Source organism: Leisingera sp. ABD4_442 (genome assembly GCF_056160905.1).
The window spans coordinates 88,596-104,915 of the sequence record NZ_JBSWYB010000008.1 but is presented as its reverse complement, the minus strand read 5'-3'; the positions used below and the strand labels follow the sequence as shown (position 1 = coordinate 104,915).

Here is a 16,320-nt window from a genome sequence, read left to right as displayed (position 1 = left end):
TCAGGCCTTCACGCGGCTCATCGACGGATCATAGAGCGGGGTCAGCTGCACCTTGCAGGGCACCCGTTCCGTGGCGACTTCCAGCTCGTATTTGCCGCTCAGCACGTAATCGGCATCAACGCCTTCGGGGTTGCGGATGTAGCCGTAGCCGATGGATTGCTCCACGCTGTAGCCATAACCGCCGGAGGTGAGCCAGCCCGCGCGCTCGCCGTTGCGGTAGATGGTTTCGCGGCCCATCAGCACCACGCCGGGATCGGTGGTGAAGCAGGCGAGCATCTTTTTGACGCCCCCGGCCTTTTGCGCCTCGGCGGCTTCGCGGCCATTGAAGGGGATGTCCTTCTTCAGTTTCACCGCCCAGCCCAGGCCGGATTCCAGCGGGGTGTGGTCCGGGCCGATGTCCGAGCCCCAGGCGCGGTAGCCCTTTTCCAGGCGCAGGGATTCAATGGCGCGGTAGCCCGCGTTGGTCAGCCCGTGCGGCTGACCGGCCTCCATCAGCGCGGCATAGACAGTCTGGGCATATTCGACCGGCAGATGCAGCTCCCAGCCCAGTTCGCCCACATAGGTCACCCGCAGCGCCTGCACCGGGCAGCCGGCGATGCCGATGGTGCGGATCGTGCCGAACTTGAAACCCGCGTTTGAGACGTCGTCGCGGGTGACGGCAGAGAGGATCTCCCGCGCCTTGGGGCCCATCAGCGACAGCACCGCGTTGGAGGAGGTGATGTCGAACAGCTGGCAGTTCATGCCTTCAGGGATGTTGCGGCGGATCCAGTCGAAATCATGGGTGGCATAGCCGGTGCCGGTCACGATGTAGAACTCGTCATGCGCCACCCGGCCCACGGTCAGGTCGCATTCGATGCCGCCCTTGCGGTTCAGCATCTGGGTATAGACCAGCGATCCCACAGGTTTGTCCACGTCATTGGCGCAGATCCAATTCATGGCCGCCAGCGCGTCCGGCCCTTTCAGGGCGAATTTGGCGAATGAGGTCTGATCGAACAGCACCGCGGCCTCGCGCGCGGCCTTGTGTTCGCGGCCCACTGCCTGAAACCAGTTCTGGCGGCCGAAGCTGTAGACATCCTTGGGCGTCTCGCCCTTGGCGGCATCGGCAAACCAGTTCGGGCGCTCCCAGCCCAGTTTCTCGCCGAAGCAGGCGCCTTGGCTTTTCAGGGTGTCATAGAGCGGCGACTTGCGGCAGGGGCGGCCGGAGGAGTGCTCCTCATGCGGCCAGGCCATGGTGTAATGCTTGCCGTAGGCCTCGACTGTGCGGGTGCGGACCCAGTCGGTATCGAAATGCGGGCGGCCAAAGCGGCGGATGTCTGCGGACCAGAGGTCAAACGGCGGCTCGCCATTTTTCACCCATTCTGCCAGCGCCATGCCTGCACCGCCGCCCGAGGCGATGCCAAAGGCGTTAAAGCCGGCACCGACGTAGAAGTTCCGCAGCTCCGGCGCCTCGCCGATGATGAAATTGCCATCGGGGGTAAAGCTCTCGGGGCCGTTGGTCAGGGTCTTGATGCCTGCGTGTTCCAGCGCGGGCACCCGGCCTAGCGCCAGCTCCATCAGCTGCTCGAAATGGTCAAAGTTGCTGTCCAGCAGCGTGTAGTGGAAGCCCTGGGGGATGCCGTCCTTGGCCCAGGGGATCGGGTTCGGCTCATAGCCGCCCATCACCAGCCCGCCGACCTCTTCCTTATAGTAAGTCAGCCGGTCCGGGTCGCGCAGGGTCGGCAGGCCCGGGGGCACGCCCTCAAACGGTTCGGTCACCATATACTGGTGTTCCATCGGCACCAGCGGCACGTTGACGCCGAACTTGGCGGCAAAGGTGCGGGTCCACTGGCCGGCGCAGCAGATCACCTTTTCGCATTCGATACGGCCCTGTTCGGTGATCACCGCGCGGATCTTGCCGTTCTCGATCTCGATATCTGTGACCTTGGTGTCCTCGAATATCTTCGCCCCGGCCATACGCGCACCCTTGGCCAGCGCCTGGGTGATGTCGGAGGGGTTGGCCTGACCGTCGGTCGGCATGTAGGCGGCGCCGATCACGTCGGAGATATCCATCAGCGGCCACAGGTCCTGGGCCTCCTTAGGGGTCAGCAGCTCCATCTCCAGGCCAAAGGAATGGGCGGTGGTGGCCTGGCGTTTGACCTCGGTCCAGCGTTCCTCATTGCAGGCGAGGCGCAGCCCGCCGTTCATCTTCCAGCCGGTTCCCAGGCCGGTTTCCTCTTCGATCTTGTTATAAAGGTCGACGGAATAGCCCAAGAGCTGGGTGATATTAGCGTTGGATCGCAGCTGGCCGACCAGGCCGGCGGCGTGGAAGGTGGTGCCTGAGGTCAGTTTCTTGCGTTCCAGCAGCACGGTGTCAGTCCAGCCCAGCTTGGCCAGGTGGTAGGCGGTCGAGCAGCCGATGATGCCGCCGCCGATGATGACTGCCTTGGCAGTTGAGGGGAGTTCGGTCATGTCAGTCCTCAGGTGTTTTGAAAATCGTCGAGCGCCGCGCGGAAGCGGGCGAGGTTGCTGGCGGTGTAGGCCGCGTAGTCAAAGTCGATTTCGGAGGTGATCTCGGAGATCATGCTCCACATGGTCTCACGCAGGAGCGAGGCGCATTTCATGGCGCTGTAGCGGTGCAGCAGATCATCGCTGGCCGGCGCCTCGAAGTAGGTTTCCAGCAGCCATTGCTCCTGCTGCTGCGACAGCCCGTTGTTTGACGCCAGCCCGCCAAGGTCGAACAGCGGCGAGTTGAAGCCGGCATAGTCATAGTCGATCAGCCAGAGCCGGTGGCCGTCGTCCAGGAAGTTGCCGCACAGAAGGTCGTTGTGGCCAAAGACGATGTCAAAGGGGCCGGCGGCCTGTTCCAGCCTGTTGCCGGTGGCGGCCAGTTCGGCAGCCAGTGCCGCGTGGGGGCTGTTTTGGTCCTGCAGGGTCGCGGCATAGTCGCGGATCACGTGGAAGACCCAGAACACCAGCGCCGGGCCGCGCAGGTGGCGCGGCACCTCCTGGTGGCAGGATTTGACCAGCTCCAGCACCCGCGGCAGCATAGCCGGGTCGCGCACGTCCTCCTCGGTCAGGGTGCGGCTTTCGATGAACTCCAGCACCGTCAGCCCGCCCTGGGTATGCACCACCGCAGGCGAAAGGCCCGCCGCATGGGCGGCGCGGCTGGCGGCCAGCTCGTTGAAGCGCATCACCTGATGCAACGGGATGTCGTCGCCGGCCCGCACCACGTATTTGGCGGCGCTGTCCTGGACCAGGTAGTTGACGTTGGTAATGCCGCCGTTCAGCGGTTCGGCGGTGATCTCCCCCTGCCAGACCGGCAGGGCGCGGATTTGGTCAAGCAGATCGGATTGGCTCATGCTCAGCTCTCCAGTCCAAAGCGGATACGGGCGCCGCGGGCTCCGGCGTTGACCAGCCGGTCGGCGATGATGGCGATAAAGGCGATGGCAAGCCCGGCAACCAGGCCGCGGCCGGTGTCGGCCTTGGTCAGGGCAATATACACCTCCTGGCCGAGGTCGCGGGTGCCGACCAGCGCGGTGATCACCAGCATCGACAGGGCCAGCATGATGGTCTGATTGATGCCCAGCAGGATTTCCGGCAGTGCCATCGGCAGCCGTACCAGCCGCAGCAGCTGCCAGCGAGTGCAGCCGGAGACCTGGCCGGCCTCGATCAGCTCGCCGCTGACGCTGCGCACGCCATGGGCCGCATAGCGCACCGCCGGGGCCAGCGCGTAAAGAACGATGGCGATCATTGCGGTAAAGTCGCCGACCCGGAACAGCATCACCACCGGGATCAGGTAGACAAAGCTGGGCAGGGTCTGCAGCGTGTCGATCAGCAGGCCGATGGCAACGCCTGCGCGCTTGCTGAGTGCGGCCAGCACACCCAGCGGCACGCCGATCAGGGTGGCCAGGATCACCGAGGCGCCGCAGAGGTAGACGGTGACCATCGCCTTGGCCCAGAGCCCGCTGAAGGCGATCAGCGCGGACATGCTGCCGCAGAGCAGCGCCAGCTGCCAGCCGCCGGCCCGCCAGCCCAGCAGGGTCAGCATGGCGATGGCCCAGGGCCAGGGAATGCCCAGCAGGGTTTTCTTGATCGGCAGCATGAACCAGTTGAGAAAGAAGACCTTAACCGCCTCAAACGCATCGAAATAATTCACGTTCAGATATTTGACGGCATCGTTCCAGAAGGCGCCGGTGGTGATGGTCTGGCTGGCCGGATAGTCCAGCAGCAGCGGCGAGAAATGCCCCAGCACCCAGGTGATGGCCAGCAGCACCAAAACCAGCACCGTGCGCTTGTGGCGGGCAGCCCAGGATCCCGGCGCCGCGTGATGCACCTGGCCCATGCGTTCCGCCAGCGCCTGGCTCAGCCGGTCGACGGCGATGGCCAGCACAACGATGGCGATACCGGCCTCAAAGCCCGCGCCGATATCCAGGCGGCGCAGCGCGGCCAGCACGTCGAAGCCCAGCCCGCCTGCACCGATCATCGAGGCGATGATCACCATGTTGAGGGTCAGCATGATCACCTGGTTCACCCCCACCATCAGGCTTTGGCTGGCGGAGGGCACCAGCACCCGCCACATCAGCTGCCGCGGGGTGGTGCCGGCCATGCGGCCGAAGTCGAGGATCTCCGGGTCCACCGACTTGAGCGCCATGATGGTGATGCGGATCATCGGCGGGGTGGCATAGATGATGGTGGCGACCAGGGCCGAAACCGGGCCGAAGCCGAACATGAACAGGATCGGCACCAGATAGGCGAAGATCGGGATGGTCTGCATCAGGTCCAGAATGGGCGACAGGATACGCTCGCCCAGCGGATGGCGGTAGGCCCAGATCCCCGCCAGCAGCCCACCGCCCGCGCCGATCGGCACCGCGATCAGGACAGAGGCCAGCGTGACCATGGCGCTGTCCCATTGGCCGAAGACCGCGAGGTAGGCAAAGCAGGCGCCAGCCATCGCCGCCAGGCCCCAGTTGCGGCAATAGTGGCCCAGGGCGATGACCCCAGCGGTCACGGCGATCCAGCTGGCGGCAGGCAGCAGCGCCTGCGCGCCGGGGGCGGAAGAGACAAGGAAACCGTCTGCCAGCAGGCTCAGCATCAGCTGGTAGGGCTGTTCGATCAGCCAGGCGATGGCGCGGGTCATATCGGTAAAACGCAGCGGGCCGATGGCCGCATCCTCCACCAGCCAGGTCATGGCGGAGGAGATATGGGTCTTGAACGGGATCACCCAGCCGGAGGGCACTTTGACCAGCCAGCGCGCATCCAGCGCCTTGGCCAGGTCGCGGCCGAACCAGCCCAGCAGAACCGTGGCCAGCACCAGGCCCCAGGCCGCGGCAGCGGGCCCGGTCAGGCGGGCAAAGAGGCGGGCGCTCATGCCGGCTCTCCGGTGCCGAACAGGACCCTGGCAACCGCCTGGCGGGTGATGCAGCCGATGATTTGGCCGCTGCCGTCGCAGACCGGGCGCGGGGCGTCGGCGGCGATGATCTGTTCGGCGACTTCCGACACCCGCGCGCTTTGCGGCACCGGTGTGCCTTCGCCGCCCGCGCCTGGGGTCATGATGCCGCCGACAGTCAGAACCTTGGAGCGGGGGATGTGGCGGGTGAACTCGGCAACATAATCGGTGGCCGGGTTCAGCACCAGTTCCTCTGGCGTGGCGACCTGGATGATCTCGCCGTCCTTCATGATGGCGATGCGGTCGGCCAGGCGCACGGCCTCTTCAAAATCGTGGGTGATAAAGACGATGGTTTTGTGCAGCCTTGCCTGCAGGCGCAGGAATTCATCCTGCATCTCGCGGCGGATCAGCGGGTCCAGCGCCGAAAACGGCTCATCCAGGAACCACAGGTCGGGTTCCGTCACCAGCGAGCGCGCAATGCCGACCCGCTGCTGCTGGCCGCCAGACAATTCGCGCGGGTAGTAATCCTCGCGGCCCTTGAGGCCTACCAGCTCCACCACCTCGCGTGCCTTTGCTTCGGCTTCTGCCCTTGGGGCGGCCTGCACGGTCAGCGGGAACATCACGTTCTGCAGCACGGTCAGATGCGGCAGCAGAGCGAAATGCTGGAACACCATGCCCATCTTGTGGCGGCGGATTTCGATCAGCTCCTGCTCGCTGGCGGTCAGCAGGTCGACGCCGTCGAACAGCACCTGGCCGCCGGTCGGCTCAATCAGCCGCGACAGGCAGCGCACCAGGGTGGATTTTCCGGAGCCGGACAGCCCCATGATAATAAAGATCTCACCCTCGGCGATGTCGATTTGGGCGTTGCGCACGGCGCCGATGATGCCTGCCTTGCGGATGTCCCCGCCGCTGGGGGAGGGGTTGGCGGTCAGAAAGGTGTCCGCATTGGCGCCATAAAGCTTCCAGACGTTGCGGCAGGAGAGTTTGGTCTTGGGGGTCATCAAGGCGGCTCCGGGGCCGGGCCGCAGGGGCGGCCGGCGAAATTGATCGGGCGGGGAAAAAGCCGGGGCTGCCTTGAGAGCAAACAGCAGCCCCAGGGAGTGAAATCAGTTGCCGATCCAGCCGGACCAGCGGTCCTTGTTGGCGGCCATCCAGTCAGACACCACAGTGTCGATGCCGACGCCGTCCAGATCTGCCTTGCCGACCATGGCGCTCATCTCTTCGTTGGAGATATTGTAGGCCTGCACGATCTCGTAGGCGCCCGGCCATTTCTCCGGCAGCCCCGCCCAGGCAGCTTTCCAGATCGGGCCGCGCGGCTTGCCGCAGTCATAGGCCAGGTCCGGGTTCACCCCGACGGAGGGATCGGAGTAGCATTCCGCGGAATAGGGCGGGAACTCGACAAATTCGCCGTCGTATTTGGCCGGCGCCCAATGGGGCACATAGACCCACAGGACAATCGGATCCTGCCGCTGGTAGGCGGATTCCAGTTCCGCAAACAGCGCTGCATCGGTGCCCGCGTGGACCACTTCAAAATCCATCTCCAGCGCTTCGACGCGTTCTTCGTCAAAGCCGCCCCAGGTGACCGGGCCGCCGACATAGCGGCCATAGGGTGAGGTTTCGGCGGTGGCGAATTCCTCGGCGCAGTCCTTCAGCGCCTGCCAGTCGGGCAGGCCGGGGCAGCTTTCCTTCATATAGGAGGGGTACCACCATTCCTCGATCGCCATCAGCCCGGTTTCGCCTGCGTTGATCACCTTGCCGGTGGCGGTGGCGTCATCCAGTGCCTCGCGGCCGGTGGTTTCCCAGATTTCCATGGCCAGATGCAGGTCACCGGTCTTGAGCCCGGCAAATTGCGCGATGTAATCGGCCTGGACGTATTCGACGTTATACCCTGCTTCCTGCAGGATGCTGCCCATGATCTTGGTATTGATCAGCTGGCCGGACCAGTCGTGCAGCGTCAGTTTAATCGGGTCGGCAGATTCTGCGGACCAGGCGGAGGATGCGGAAACGGCGGCTGTCAGCGCCACGGCTCCCAAAGCATTGAAGTTTCTCAGCATAAGGAATTCCCTGTTATGTGGCATTTTGTGCGATTCTTGGCGTCGCGTGCTGAGATGTTGCGGTGCCTGCCGGTTTCAGTCAATAGAAAACCACAATAAGCCACATATTTCGTGAGCTTCATGGGTGTACTTGGGTCATCTTTCCTGCAAACAAGGCGGCAATGTTGTTTTTTGTGGCTTTCTCGCGTAGCAACACAACAGGAGGCCCAATGACCAAAATCCGCAAAACCACCAATCAGCGCGAAGAGGAAATCCTGCGGGAACTGCAGCAGGCCGGCGGGTCCTGCCGGGTCAGCTACCTGGCGGGCAGGCTGGGCGTGACCAATGAGACCATCCGGCGCAATATCCGCACGCTGGAAGATGCGCAGGTGGTGCGCAAGGTGCATGGCGGGGTGCATCTGGTGGAGGATGTGGTCGAACTGCCGCTGCAAAGCCGGATGGGCACCCATGCCGCTGAGAAGCAACGCCTGGCACGGGAGGTCGCCAAGACCATCAGCGACGGGGATTCGGTGTTTCTGGATGTGGGCTCCACCACCGCCTATGTGGCGCAGGAGCTGCGGGAGCGGTCGAACCTGTTTGTGGTCACCAACTCTGTGCTGGTGGCCCATGCGCTGGCCTCGCGCAACAACAACCGGGTGTTTCTGGCGGGGGGAGAGCTGCGGCCGCATGATGGCGGTGCCTTCGGGGCTGAGGCGCTGGATCTGGTGCGGCGGCTGAATGTGCAGTTCGCCATTTTTTCGGCCGGGGCGATCAATGCCGAACTTGGGTTCATGCTGCACGATCTGGAGGAAGCAAACCTGGCGCGGGTCGCCGCCGCCAACGCGCAGATCAGGATTGTGGTGGCCGACCGGGACAAGTTCAACAAACGCGCGCCGGTGTCGATCGGCAAGGACACCAAGTTTGACGTCTTTTATACTGACGCCCAGCCCTCGCAGGCGATCAAGGACATGCTGAAGGCAATGGATACCGACCTGATCGTCGTCGAGTAGCAAAAGCGGGCCGCCATTCCAGCAGCCCGCATCTGTTGTGTTGCAGGGGTTATTCGGCTGCGATTGCGGTTTCGGCATTGGCTGGCGCGTCGAAGGGCGCCCAGGTCAGGCCGCCGCAATACCGCCAGGCCAATTTGCCGTTCTGATCCATGGCAATCAGGTGCAGCCAGCGGTTGTCGAACAGGTCCCGCACGCCTGGGTGGCGCTCCAGCACGGCTGTCATCGCCTCGCGCGGGGCTTCGATCACCACTGACAGGCGCAGCGGATCATGCTGGAAGGCGCTGCCGTCATGCACGGACTGCCAGGGCAGGCCGGGGCGCAGGGCGCCGCCGTTGCCTTCGAGCACGCCGATGCCGCCGGCCACGTTGTGCAGCAGCTTGTTGCCGCCGCCGAACAGGGCGGGCGCAACCGAAGAGCCGTAATACTGCAGGCTGATCCAGCTGGCGACCACCACGGGGGCGGTCATGATCAGCTCCAGCACGCCGAAGCCCTCATCGCTGTGCCAGTCATAGCTGTGCAGGAACGCCTGGCCCGCCAGGCCGCTGGACTTGGTGCGGTGGCGCGGGGCGGCGATGAAGGCGCGGCAGCCGGCCAGGCCCCATTCCGGGCGCAGTTCTGCCCAGTCCTGCGCCCGGCGGAGCAGCTGGGCACCGGTGTCTGCCCGCGGCAGCCGCGCCGCGCGCTCGGCCCGGGCCAGAGTGCCGGCCTCTGCCAGCCAGCCGCGCAGCCTTGCCAGCTCCTCTGCATGGGCGCCCTGGGGCACGTCCTGGTCGTAAAGGGTGACCAGATCGGTGGTGGTATTGTGCAGCGCCGCCACAAACAGGGTGTCGTCCGGAATGGCGATCCCGCGGGCGGCAAGCCCGGCACGCACCCCGGTGTCATTGAGGAGGGCAGCCAGCAGGCGCGCGTTCACATCCCCCGCGTGGCCGCCGCAGGCGCCGCAGTGCAGGGCGCTTTCATGCGGGTTGTTGGTGACGCCCGCGCCATGGCCTGCCAGCAGCACCAGCGGGGCGAAGCCTTGGGTCAGCGACATCGCGCTCAGGATGGTGTGCGCCATGCCGACCCGCTGCTCCAGGCTGATTGCGGGATCCAGGCGCGGGGCGGGGCTGGCGGCCGTCTTGCCGCCCGCTGCCAGGGAGTCGCGCAGCAGCTTGCCGGCATAGACCGGCCCGGCGGCCTCGACAAAGGCAAAGGAGGAGACGGCCGCCAGTTTGAACCGGCCCCAGGCACGCTTGGCCCGGGCGGCATAGCGGCGGTTCAGGCCGCGGGCTTCGGGCTCTGCGGTGCCGGAACGGACAGAGGCGGGCAGCAGCACCGGGCCGCGGGTCTCTACCACGTCGGAGGCTTCGGCCTGGTGGGCGCTGGCAAGGCCGAAGAAACCGGCAAAGCCGATGGTGGCGATGCCCTGGTCCTGGGCTTCCAGCGCGCGGCGGAAAACCTCGGAGCGCACGTCGATGCAGAAGGCGGCCTGCAGCTTGGGGCGGTCTGCGGCCTGCGGTGCAGGGCCTGCGGAGGCGGCCAGGGTTTCCGCCAGCCTGCGCTGCTCTGCCCGCTCGGCGGCGTCTTGCAGCACCGCGTCGATGATCATGTCCCGGTCCGGGGCGAGCGGGGCTTCGTGCCCGGCCACGGCCGCGGCCCATTCGGCTGCAATCCGATCCTTGTACAACGTGAACAGCGCCTCGTCATAGACCATGCGGATGGCCAGCAGCTCTGTCACCGCGTTTTCGCTACGGCCGTCCAGTTCCGCTTGCCACAGCAGGCCGCGGGCGTATTGCGCCCAGCCGCCCAGGGCGGTCAGCCAGCGGTGGAACGCGGTGGCCGCGGCGGCGGTGCCGAGATCCAGCGTTTCACAGGCCCGGCCAATGGCACGCCAATGCGAGCGGTTTGTGGCTGCAACGAAGGCGCCGAAACCGGCCAGCCCGTGGATTTCGGGTGTCAGATCGCGGGAGGCAAACTCGCGCCAGGCCGCAAAGGCGCCGCCGGTGCGGCCGGGCTGCCACAGCGCCTGGCCCTGGTCGAAATGGCTGGCGGCCCAGACACCGATGCGGTCTTCGATCAGACCGGGCCAGTCGATGCCGGAGGCATCCGCCGCCAGTTCCGCCACGGTCGGCAGCGCTTTTGGCTGCGGCGCAGGGGTGCTGAGGGCGGATTTCACCTCTGCGAGGCTGGGCCGGCCGAACCGGCCTTCGATGGCGGCAAGAGCATTCTGCAGGTCGTCCTCCAGGATGCGGCCGGCCTCGAACTGCTTGGCCCACAGGGTGCGGCTGGGGGTGATCCGGGTGCCTGCCACCCGCGCCATACGGGCAGCGGTGACCGCCAGCGGCTCGCCGGACTGGCCCAGGAAAGGGTTCACCGCAACGCTGGCCTGCAGCGGAAACAGCGGCGGCACTGCCTTGGCGGCGCTGGCGGCCTCAGCCACGAGTTCCAGCAGCGGGGCGGGGAAGGTTTCGAGTTTTGCAAACATTCCGGGTTCCTTCAGGCAGGGGATTTCTTGGACCAGCCGCTGAGCAGCCTGTCAAAGACCGCGTTGGCATAAAGACCGTTGGAGAGGTGGACGCGCAGGCCGGCAGCGGCAGGGTGCTGGGCCCAGAGCGGGAAGGTGGACTGCGCCACGGCGACGGCGCCGAAACTGGCCAGCGCCAGAAGGATCAGCGCCCATTCCAGCGGTCCGGGCTGCGGGGCTGGGGGCAGCGCGCCGGCGGTCAGCTGCGCGGCGGCCATCTGCAGCAGGAAGTAGCTGACAGAGACGGTGCCGGCATAGAGCATAGTGCGGCGGGTGAGGGCGCCGGGCGCGGCATCGGCCAGGCCCTGGGCCAGCAGGTAGGCGACACCGAAGATCAGGATCACGCCTAGCGCGATGGCCTGCACCGACTTGCCGTCAAATCCGAACACGCTGCCGGTCAGGCCGTAGATCGCGATGGCTGTGGCGAAGGCCAGCATCACGTTGCGGGCGCTGGGCACCGCAACCGGGCCTGGGCGCCGGATGGCGGCAACGTTGCGCACCGCATTGCCCGCGCTGAGGAAGGCATGCGCCTTGTACAGCGAATGGGCGGTGATGTGCAGCAGCGCCAGCGGGAACAAGGCCAGGCCGCATTGCATGATCATGAACCCCATCTGGGCGATGGTGGACCAGGCCAGCGAGGTTTTGACCGCCGGTTGTGTCAGCATCACCAGGCTGCCGAACAGCGCGGTGAACCCGCCCAGCATCACCAGCAGCGCCATCACGCCGGGCGCCGCCAGCATCAGGTCGGCAAGCCGGATCAGCAGGAAGCCGCCGGCATTGATCACGCCGGCATGCAGCAGGGCAGAGACCGGGGTTGGGGCTTCCATGACCTCGGTCAGCCAGCCGTGCAGCGGGAATTGGGCACAGGCCAGAACGGCTGCGGCTGCGATCAGGGCCGCGGATGCGGCGGTCAGTGCGCCGGGGTCGATGCCGTTGAGGATCGAGGCGATGTCGGTAGTGCCGTGGCCGATGATCAGCAGTACCACGGCCCCGGCCAGCGCAGCCTCGCTCAGCCGGGCGGCGAGGGCTTTCTTGCGGGCGGCGCGCCGGGCACCATTGCGGTCCGGGTAAAACAGCAGCAGTCGGTTCAGCGTCAGGCTGGCCGCGGTCCAGGCTGCAAACAGCTGGATCAGATTGCCGGCCGTGACCAGCAGCATCACCGCGGCGAGGGTGGCGGCCATCCAGCCGGTGAAGGCGCCCTGGCGGGCCTCGCCGTCCAGGCTGGTGGCGGTGTAGCGCAGGACAATCCAGCCGATGAAGCTGACCAGCACCAGCATCACGGCGCTGACGGCATCCAGCCGGATAGAGAGCCCAGCGCCCGCCAGGCCGATGAGCGGCGAGGTCCCGGGCCCCTGCAGCACCAGCAGCAGCACAGAGACTGCGGCGGCGGCGAGGGCGGCGAGCGCGGCCCATTCCGCCGCTTGCGGCACAACGCGGGGGCGGCGGCCCGGGTTTCGGCTGGCATAGCAGGCCGCCGCCAGAAGCAGCAGCGGGCTGAGCAAAGGCAGAAAGAGGTGGCTCATGGTTCATTTCCCTGGTTTCGGCGGCAGGTGCCGGTCTGGCGCCGCAACCTAGGGAAAGGTTTTAGTTAGTAAAAATACATTGTTTTGAAGTTTTCGTTCTGAATAATAGAACGTATGCCGCTGAATTATCACCACCTCCGCTACTTTTGGGCCGTTGCGCATGACGGCAATCTGACCCGCACTGCGCAGCGCCTGAACCTGTCGCAATCCGCGCTCTCTGTGCAGATCAAACAGCTGGAGGAACGGCTGGGGCATGATCTGTTCGAGCGGCGCGGCCGCCAGCTGCATCTGACCGAGGCGGGCCGGATCACGCTGGATCATGCGGATGCGATTTTTTCGGCAGGGCAAGAACTTGTGGCGACATTGCAGGAGACGGGACGCAGCCGGCAGGCGCTGCGCATAGGGTCTTTGGCGACCTTGTCGCGGAACTTTCAGATCAGTTTTCTGCGGCCGATCCTGCAGCGCTCCGATGTGGAGGTGATCCTGCGCTCCGGCGGCCCTGCGGAGCTGCTGGAGGGGCTGCAGACGCTGAATCTGGACGTGGTCCTGATGAACCGGGAGCCGCCAGGCGATTCGCTGGCTCCCTATGAGACCCACCGCATCGCGGAACAGGCGGTGAGCATTGTCGGCTCCCCCGGCCGGCTGCAGCCGGACCGCCCGGTTGCCGAGCTGCTGGAAACCCAGCCCTTTGTTCTGCCCACCACTGACAATTCGATGCGGACGGCCTTTGATGCCATGGCCAGCCGCCTGGGTGTGCGGCCGCAGGTCGTGGCAGAGGTGGATGACATGGCGATGATGCGCCTGATGGCGCGGGAGGATATCGGGCTGGCGCTGGTGGCACCGATCGTGGTGCAGGACGAGCTGAAGTCCGGGCGGCTGGTGGAGGCGGCGGAGCATCCGCGCATCCGCGAAACATTCTTTGCGATCACTCTGCGGCGGCGGTTTCCGAATCCGCTGGTGCGGGAGCTGCTGTCCAGCACTCCGGATCCGGCTTTTGCCGCCGGGCACGCGCAGCAAAGCTGAAAAAGAAAAAGATCCATATACCCATCTGCGCCGTATCCGGTTTATGCTGACCGAAACCGCAGATATCCAGCCTTTGCGTTCCCGGCCTCCGGCGTCGCTGGCGCGCCGTGAGGAAAGCAGATCCGTGACGCAAGACGCTCCTGGTTATTCGCAGCAGACGGTCTGGATGATCGCCGTGCGCGACAGGCGCGACCGCACCGCCTTTGCCGCGTTGTTCGATCATTTCGCGCCGCGGCTGAAGGGCTTTGTGATCCGCGCCGGTGCGCCGCCCCCGCAGGCAGAGGAAATCGTGCAGGACGTCATGCTGACAGTCTGGCGCAAGGCGGCCACCTTCGACCCGCACAGGGCGCAGGTGGCGTCCTGGATTTATCAGATCGCGCGAAACCGGCAGATAGACATTGCCCGCAAGGAAAACCGCCCGGTGCCCGAGGAGTTGAAGGAAGACCCCGGCACCGAACCTGATGCCAGCCAGATCCTGGGGCTGGAGCAGGAAACCGGACAGCTGAAACAGGCGCTGGCCCAGCTGAAGCCGGAGCAGCGCGATATCCTGGAAAAGGCCTATCTGGGGGAGCTGACCCATCAGGAGATCAGCCGCCAGACCGGACTTCCCTTAGGCACGATCAAGTCGCGGATCCGGCTTGGCCTGCAGCGCCTGAGGCACGAATTGAAGGACCTCATGCCATGAGTGCCATCCGCCATCACATTCCCGATGCCATGCTGGCATCTTATGCCGCGGGCACGCTTGCGGAGGTGTTTTCCGTTGTTGTGGCGGCCCATGTCTCAATGTGCGCGCAGTGCCGTGCGGCCTTGGAGGCGCATCAGGCGGTGGGAGGTATTCTGCTGGACGAAAGCGCAGCGGAGCCGGTGTCCGCCGGCCTGCGCCAGTCTGTGCTGGATCAGCTGGACACGCCGTTCACGCCTGAGCCCGTCTATGACCGTTCCGGCATCTATCCAGGGCCGGTGATTGCTGCGATGAAGGGGCGCAAGCCGCGCTGGAAGACGCTGGGTATGGGGGTTCAGCAGGATATCCTGATGGCCGGGCGGAGCGGTTCCGTTAGGCTTTTGCACATTCCAGCAGGACAGGCGGTGCCGGATCACGGGCACAACGGGCTGGAGCTGACACTGGTTCTGCAGGGCAGTTTCAGCGACGAGACCGGCACCTTTGGCGTGGGTGATCTGGAGATTGCCGACGAGGCGCTGGATCATACGCCGGTTGCCGGGGCGCAAGAGGCCTGCATTTGCCTGGCTGCAACCGATGCACCGCTGCGCTTCAGCGCGCTGGTGCCGCGTCTGCTGCAGCCGCTGTTCCGGATCTGAGAGCGGAGCGCAGCTGGCTCATTTGCCGCGATAGAGGAGCCAGCCGGGAATGAAGGACAGGCTGCGCACCGCCCACGAAAACGGTGCGGGGAAGTCGGTGCGGAAGCGCCTGCTGCGCATCGCAGAAACCACCCTGGCAGCGGCGTCTTCCGTCGCCATCAGCATCGGCATCCTGAAGCTGTTCTTCCGGGTCAGCCGGGTCTTGATAAAGCCGGGATTGACCAGGCGCACAGTCACACCGGTGCCGCGCAGGTCAAAGCGCATGGTTTCCGCCAGGCTGACCAGCGCGGATTTGCTGGCACCATAGCCGATGGATGCAGGAAGCCCATGATAGCCTGCCAGTGATCCGATCAGAGTGATATCGCCGCGGCCGCTTTCTGTGAACCGCGGCACCACTTCGCCCAGCACGCGCAGCGCGCCGGTGAAGTTCACGTCCAGCATTTGCAGGGCCTTGCCGCTGTCCCATTCAGTGGCCCGCATCGGGTCGTAAGTGCCTGCGCAATAGATCAGCCCGTCCAGCTCCCGGATGCCCTCCGCCGCGGTGCGCACGGCATCTGCATCGGTCACGTCCACGGGCAGTACCCGCGCGCCTGACAGGCGCTGGGCCAGACTGTCCAGCCGGTCTGCGCTGCGGGCGGACAAGATCAGGTTTGCACCTTCGGCGCATAACGCTCTGGCCAGCTCGCGGCCCAGCCCCTCGCTGGCGCCGACCAGCCAATAGGTCTTACCTGCAAAATGGGTCATCGCCGGGCCTGTTCCAGGTTGCAGCTGTCTGAGACCAGAAGATCGGGCGCTGCTTGCTTTTTCAGGAACGGCGCGCGCTTTAAATAGAGTATCGCGGCTTGCCAGTGGATCAGTGCCAGCACCCGCAGCGCCCCAAACGGGCGGCGCAGGGCTGCCTTGAACAGGCTGGCGCTGGTTGCAGGGTGCCGGGTGCCTGACAGAGTTGCGAGCACACCTTGATCCCCGTTCTCGTAGACGATGCGGATGCTGACCTCGCTGCCATTCAGATGAAAATTGAAGCGGTACCTTCCTTCGACCTTCTGAAAAGGGGAGACGTGCATCATTTTAACGGCTGTCAGCTGGTCCGCTTTGCGGATCGGCCTGAAATCGTCATGTGCGCAGAAATAGCAGTGGCGGCCGCCAAAGGTATTGTTGACCTCGGCAACAAAGGCGATTGGCTGACCGCCGCGCAGGGCGATCCAGAAGCTGACGGGATTGAAGTGGAACCACAGGAAACTGGGCTGCGTCAGCAGCAGCAGCCGGGTGCCGCGCAGGTCTATGCCCCGGGCGGCCAGCACGCCGCGGAACCAGGCCAGCCCGTGACCTGCGCCGCGGGCGCCGCCATGGCGGCGGTCCCAGAGCGACCAGAGATTGAAACGGTTGCGCGAGAGCAGCCAGAGGCGGGTTTCGCCCAGATCGGTGAGCACAAAATCCACCCCGTAGCGGAATGCGTTTTTGAGCGCGCCGCGGCGGGCATGGAAAGTTTTGGCTGCAATATGATCCAGGGTCATGCGCTTACTACGCGGACGGCGGCCCTTTGGTT

13 protein-coding genes are annotated in these 16,320 nt (G+C 65.3%); 4 read left to right on the top strand and 9 right to left on the bottom strand.

Going from position 1 to position 16,320, the window contains the following annotated elements; genetic code table 11:
• The 5 genes from ACXAHG_RS09050 to ACXAHG_RS09030 form a co-directional block, all read right to left on the bottom strand.
• Positions 1-2,448 carry a GcvT family protein gene (locus ACXAHG_RS09050; RefSeq protein WP_475056911.1) on the bottom strand — a complete coding sequence of 816 codons (2,448 nt, stop codon included), beginning with the start codon at positions 2,446-2,448 and terminating at the stop codon, positions 1-3.
• 8 nt (positions 2,449-2,456) lie between these two features.
• Positions 2,457-3,338: a phosphotransferase gene (locus tag ACXAHG_RS09045; protein ID WP_475041750.1), complete on the bottom strand. Its 882-nt coding sequence runs from the start codon at positions 3,336-3,338 to the stop codon at positions 2,457-2,459.
• Positions 3,339-3,340: 2 nt separating this feature from the next.
• A complete protein-coding gene (locus ACXAHG_RS09040; RefSeq protein WP_475056910.1) occupies positions 3,341-5,347 on the bottom strand; it encodes an ABC transporter permease in 2,007 nt (668 codons plus the stop codon).
• Complete coding sequence (locus ACXAHG_RS09035) at positions 5,344-6,366, bottom strand: quaternary amine ABC transporter ATP-binding protein (RefSeq protein WP_475041753.1); 1,023 nt, start codon at positions 6,364-6,366, stop codon at positions 5,344-5,346. Before ACXAHG_RS09035 ends, ACXAHG_RS09040 begins: the two co-directional genes overlap by 4 nt.
• A gap of 105 nt (positions 6,367-6,471) precedes the next feature.
• Positions 6,472-7,419, bottom strand: coding sequence for an ABC transporter substrate-binding protein (locus ACXAHG_RS09030; protein ID WP_475035709.1), 948 nt, complete (start codon positions 7,417-7,419; stop codon positions 6,472-6,474).
• Positions 7,420-7,628: 209 nt separating this feature from the next.
• Between ACXAHG_RS09030 and ACXAHG_RS09025 the strand changes: the two genes are divergently transcribed.
• The gene (locus ACXAHG_RS09025; RefSeq protein ID WP_475056909.1) at positions 7,629-8,408 is read left to right on the top strand and encodes a DeoR/GlpR family DNA-binding transcription regulator; all 780 of its coding nucleotides are present in this window, start codon (positions 7,629-7,631) and stop codon (positions 8,406-8,408) included.
• A gap of 49 nt (positions 8,409-8,457) precedes the next feature.
• Here ACXAHG_RS09025 and ACXAHG_RS09020 read toward each other — a convergent pair whose 3' ends face one another.
• Positions 8,458-10,872 (bottom strand): YbcC family protein, encoded by a 2,415-nt coding sequence (locus ACXAHG_RS09020; protein WP_475056908.1) that lies wholly within the window; start codon positions 10,870-10,872, stop codon positions 8,458-8,460.
• Positions 10,873-10,883: 11 nt separating this feature from the next.
• The gene (locus tag ACXAHG_RS09015) at positions 10,884-12,434 is read right to left on the bottom strand and encodes a proton-conducting transporter transmembrane domain-containing protein (RefSeq protein ID WP_475056906.1); all 1,551 of its coding nucleotides are present in this window, start codon (positions 12,432-12,434) and stop codon (positions 10,884-10,886) included.
• A 114-nt stretch (positions 12,435-12,548) separates the two neighbouring features.
• Between ACXAHG_RS09015 and ACXAHG_RS09010 the strand changes: the two genes are divergently transcribed.
• The 3 genes from ACXAHG_RS09010 to ACXAHG_RS09000 are packed head-to-tail and all read left to right on the top strand — an operon-like array spanning position 12,549 to position 14,774.
• Positions 12,549-13,457 (top strand): LysR family transcriptional regulator, encoded by a 909-nt coding sequence (locus ACXAHG_RS09010; RefSeq protein WP_475041761.1) that lies wholly within the window; start codon positions 12,549-12,551, stop codon positions 13,455-13,457.
• A gap of 43 nt (positions 13,458-13,500) precedes the next feature.
• Positions 13,501-14,142, top strand: coding sequence for a sigma-70 family RNA polymerase sigma factor (locus ACXAHG_RS09005; RefSeq protein WP_475041762.1), 642 nt, complete (start codon positions 13,501-13,503; stop codon positions 14,140-14,142).
• The gene (locus ACXAHG_RS09000; RefSeq protein WP_475041764.1) at positions 14,139-14,774 is read left to right on the top strand and encodes a ChrR family anti-sigma-E factor; all 636 of its coding nucleotides are present in this window, start codon (positions 14,139-14,141) and stop codon (positions 14,772-14,774) included. The genes ACXAHG_RS09005 and ACXAHG_RS09000 overlap by 4 nt, the downstream gene beginning before the upstream one ends.
• A gap of 18 nt (positions 14,775-14,792) precedes the next feature.
• On the opposite strand, the gene ACXAHG_RS08995 is transcribed toward ACXAHG_RS09000, so the two are convergent.
• Together ACXAHG_RS08995 and ACXAHG_RS08990 are read right to left on the bottom strand one after the other, a co-directional pair.
• Complete coding sequence (locus tag ACXAHG_RS08995) at positions 14,793-15,518, bottom strand: SDR family NAD(P)-dependent oxidoreductase (protein WP_475041765.1); 726 nt, start codon at positions 15,516-15,518, stop codon at positions 14,793-14,795.
• Positions 15,515-16,288: a DUF1365 domain-containing protein gene (locus tag ACXAHG_RS08990; RefSeq protein WP_475041767.1), complete on the bottom strand. Its 774-nt coding sequence runs from the start codon at positions 16,286-16,288 to the stop codon at positions 15,515-15,517. Before ACXAHG_RS08990 ends, ACXAHG_RS08995 begins: the two co-directional genes overlap by 4 nt.
• Positions 16,289-16,320 lie beyond the last annotated feature (32 nt).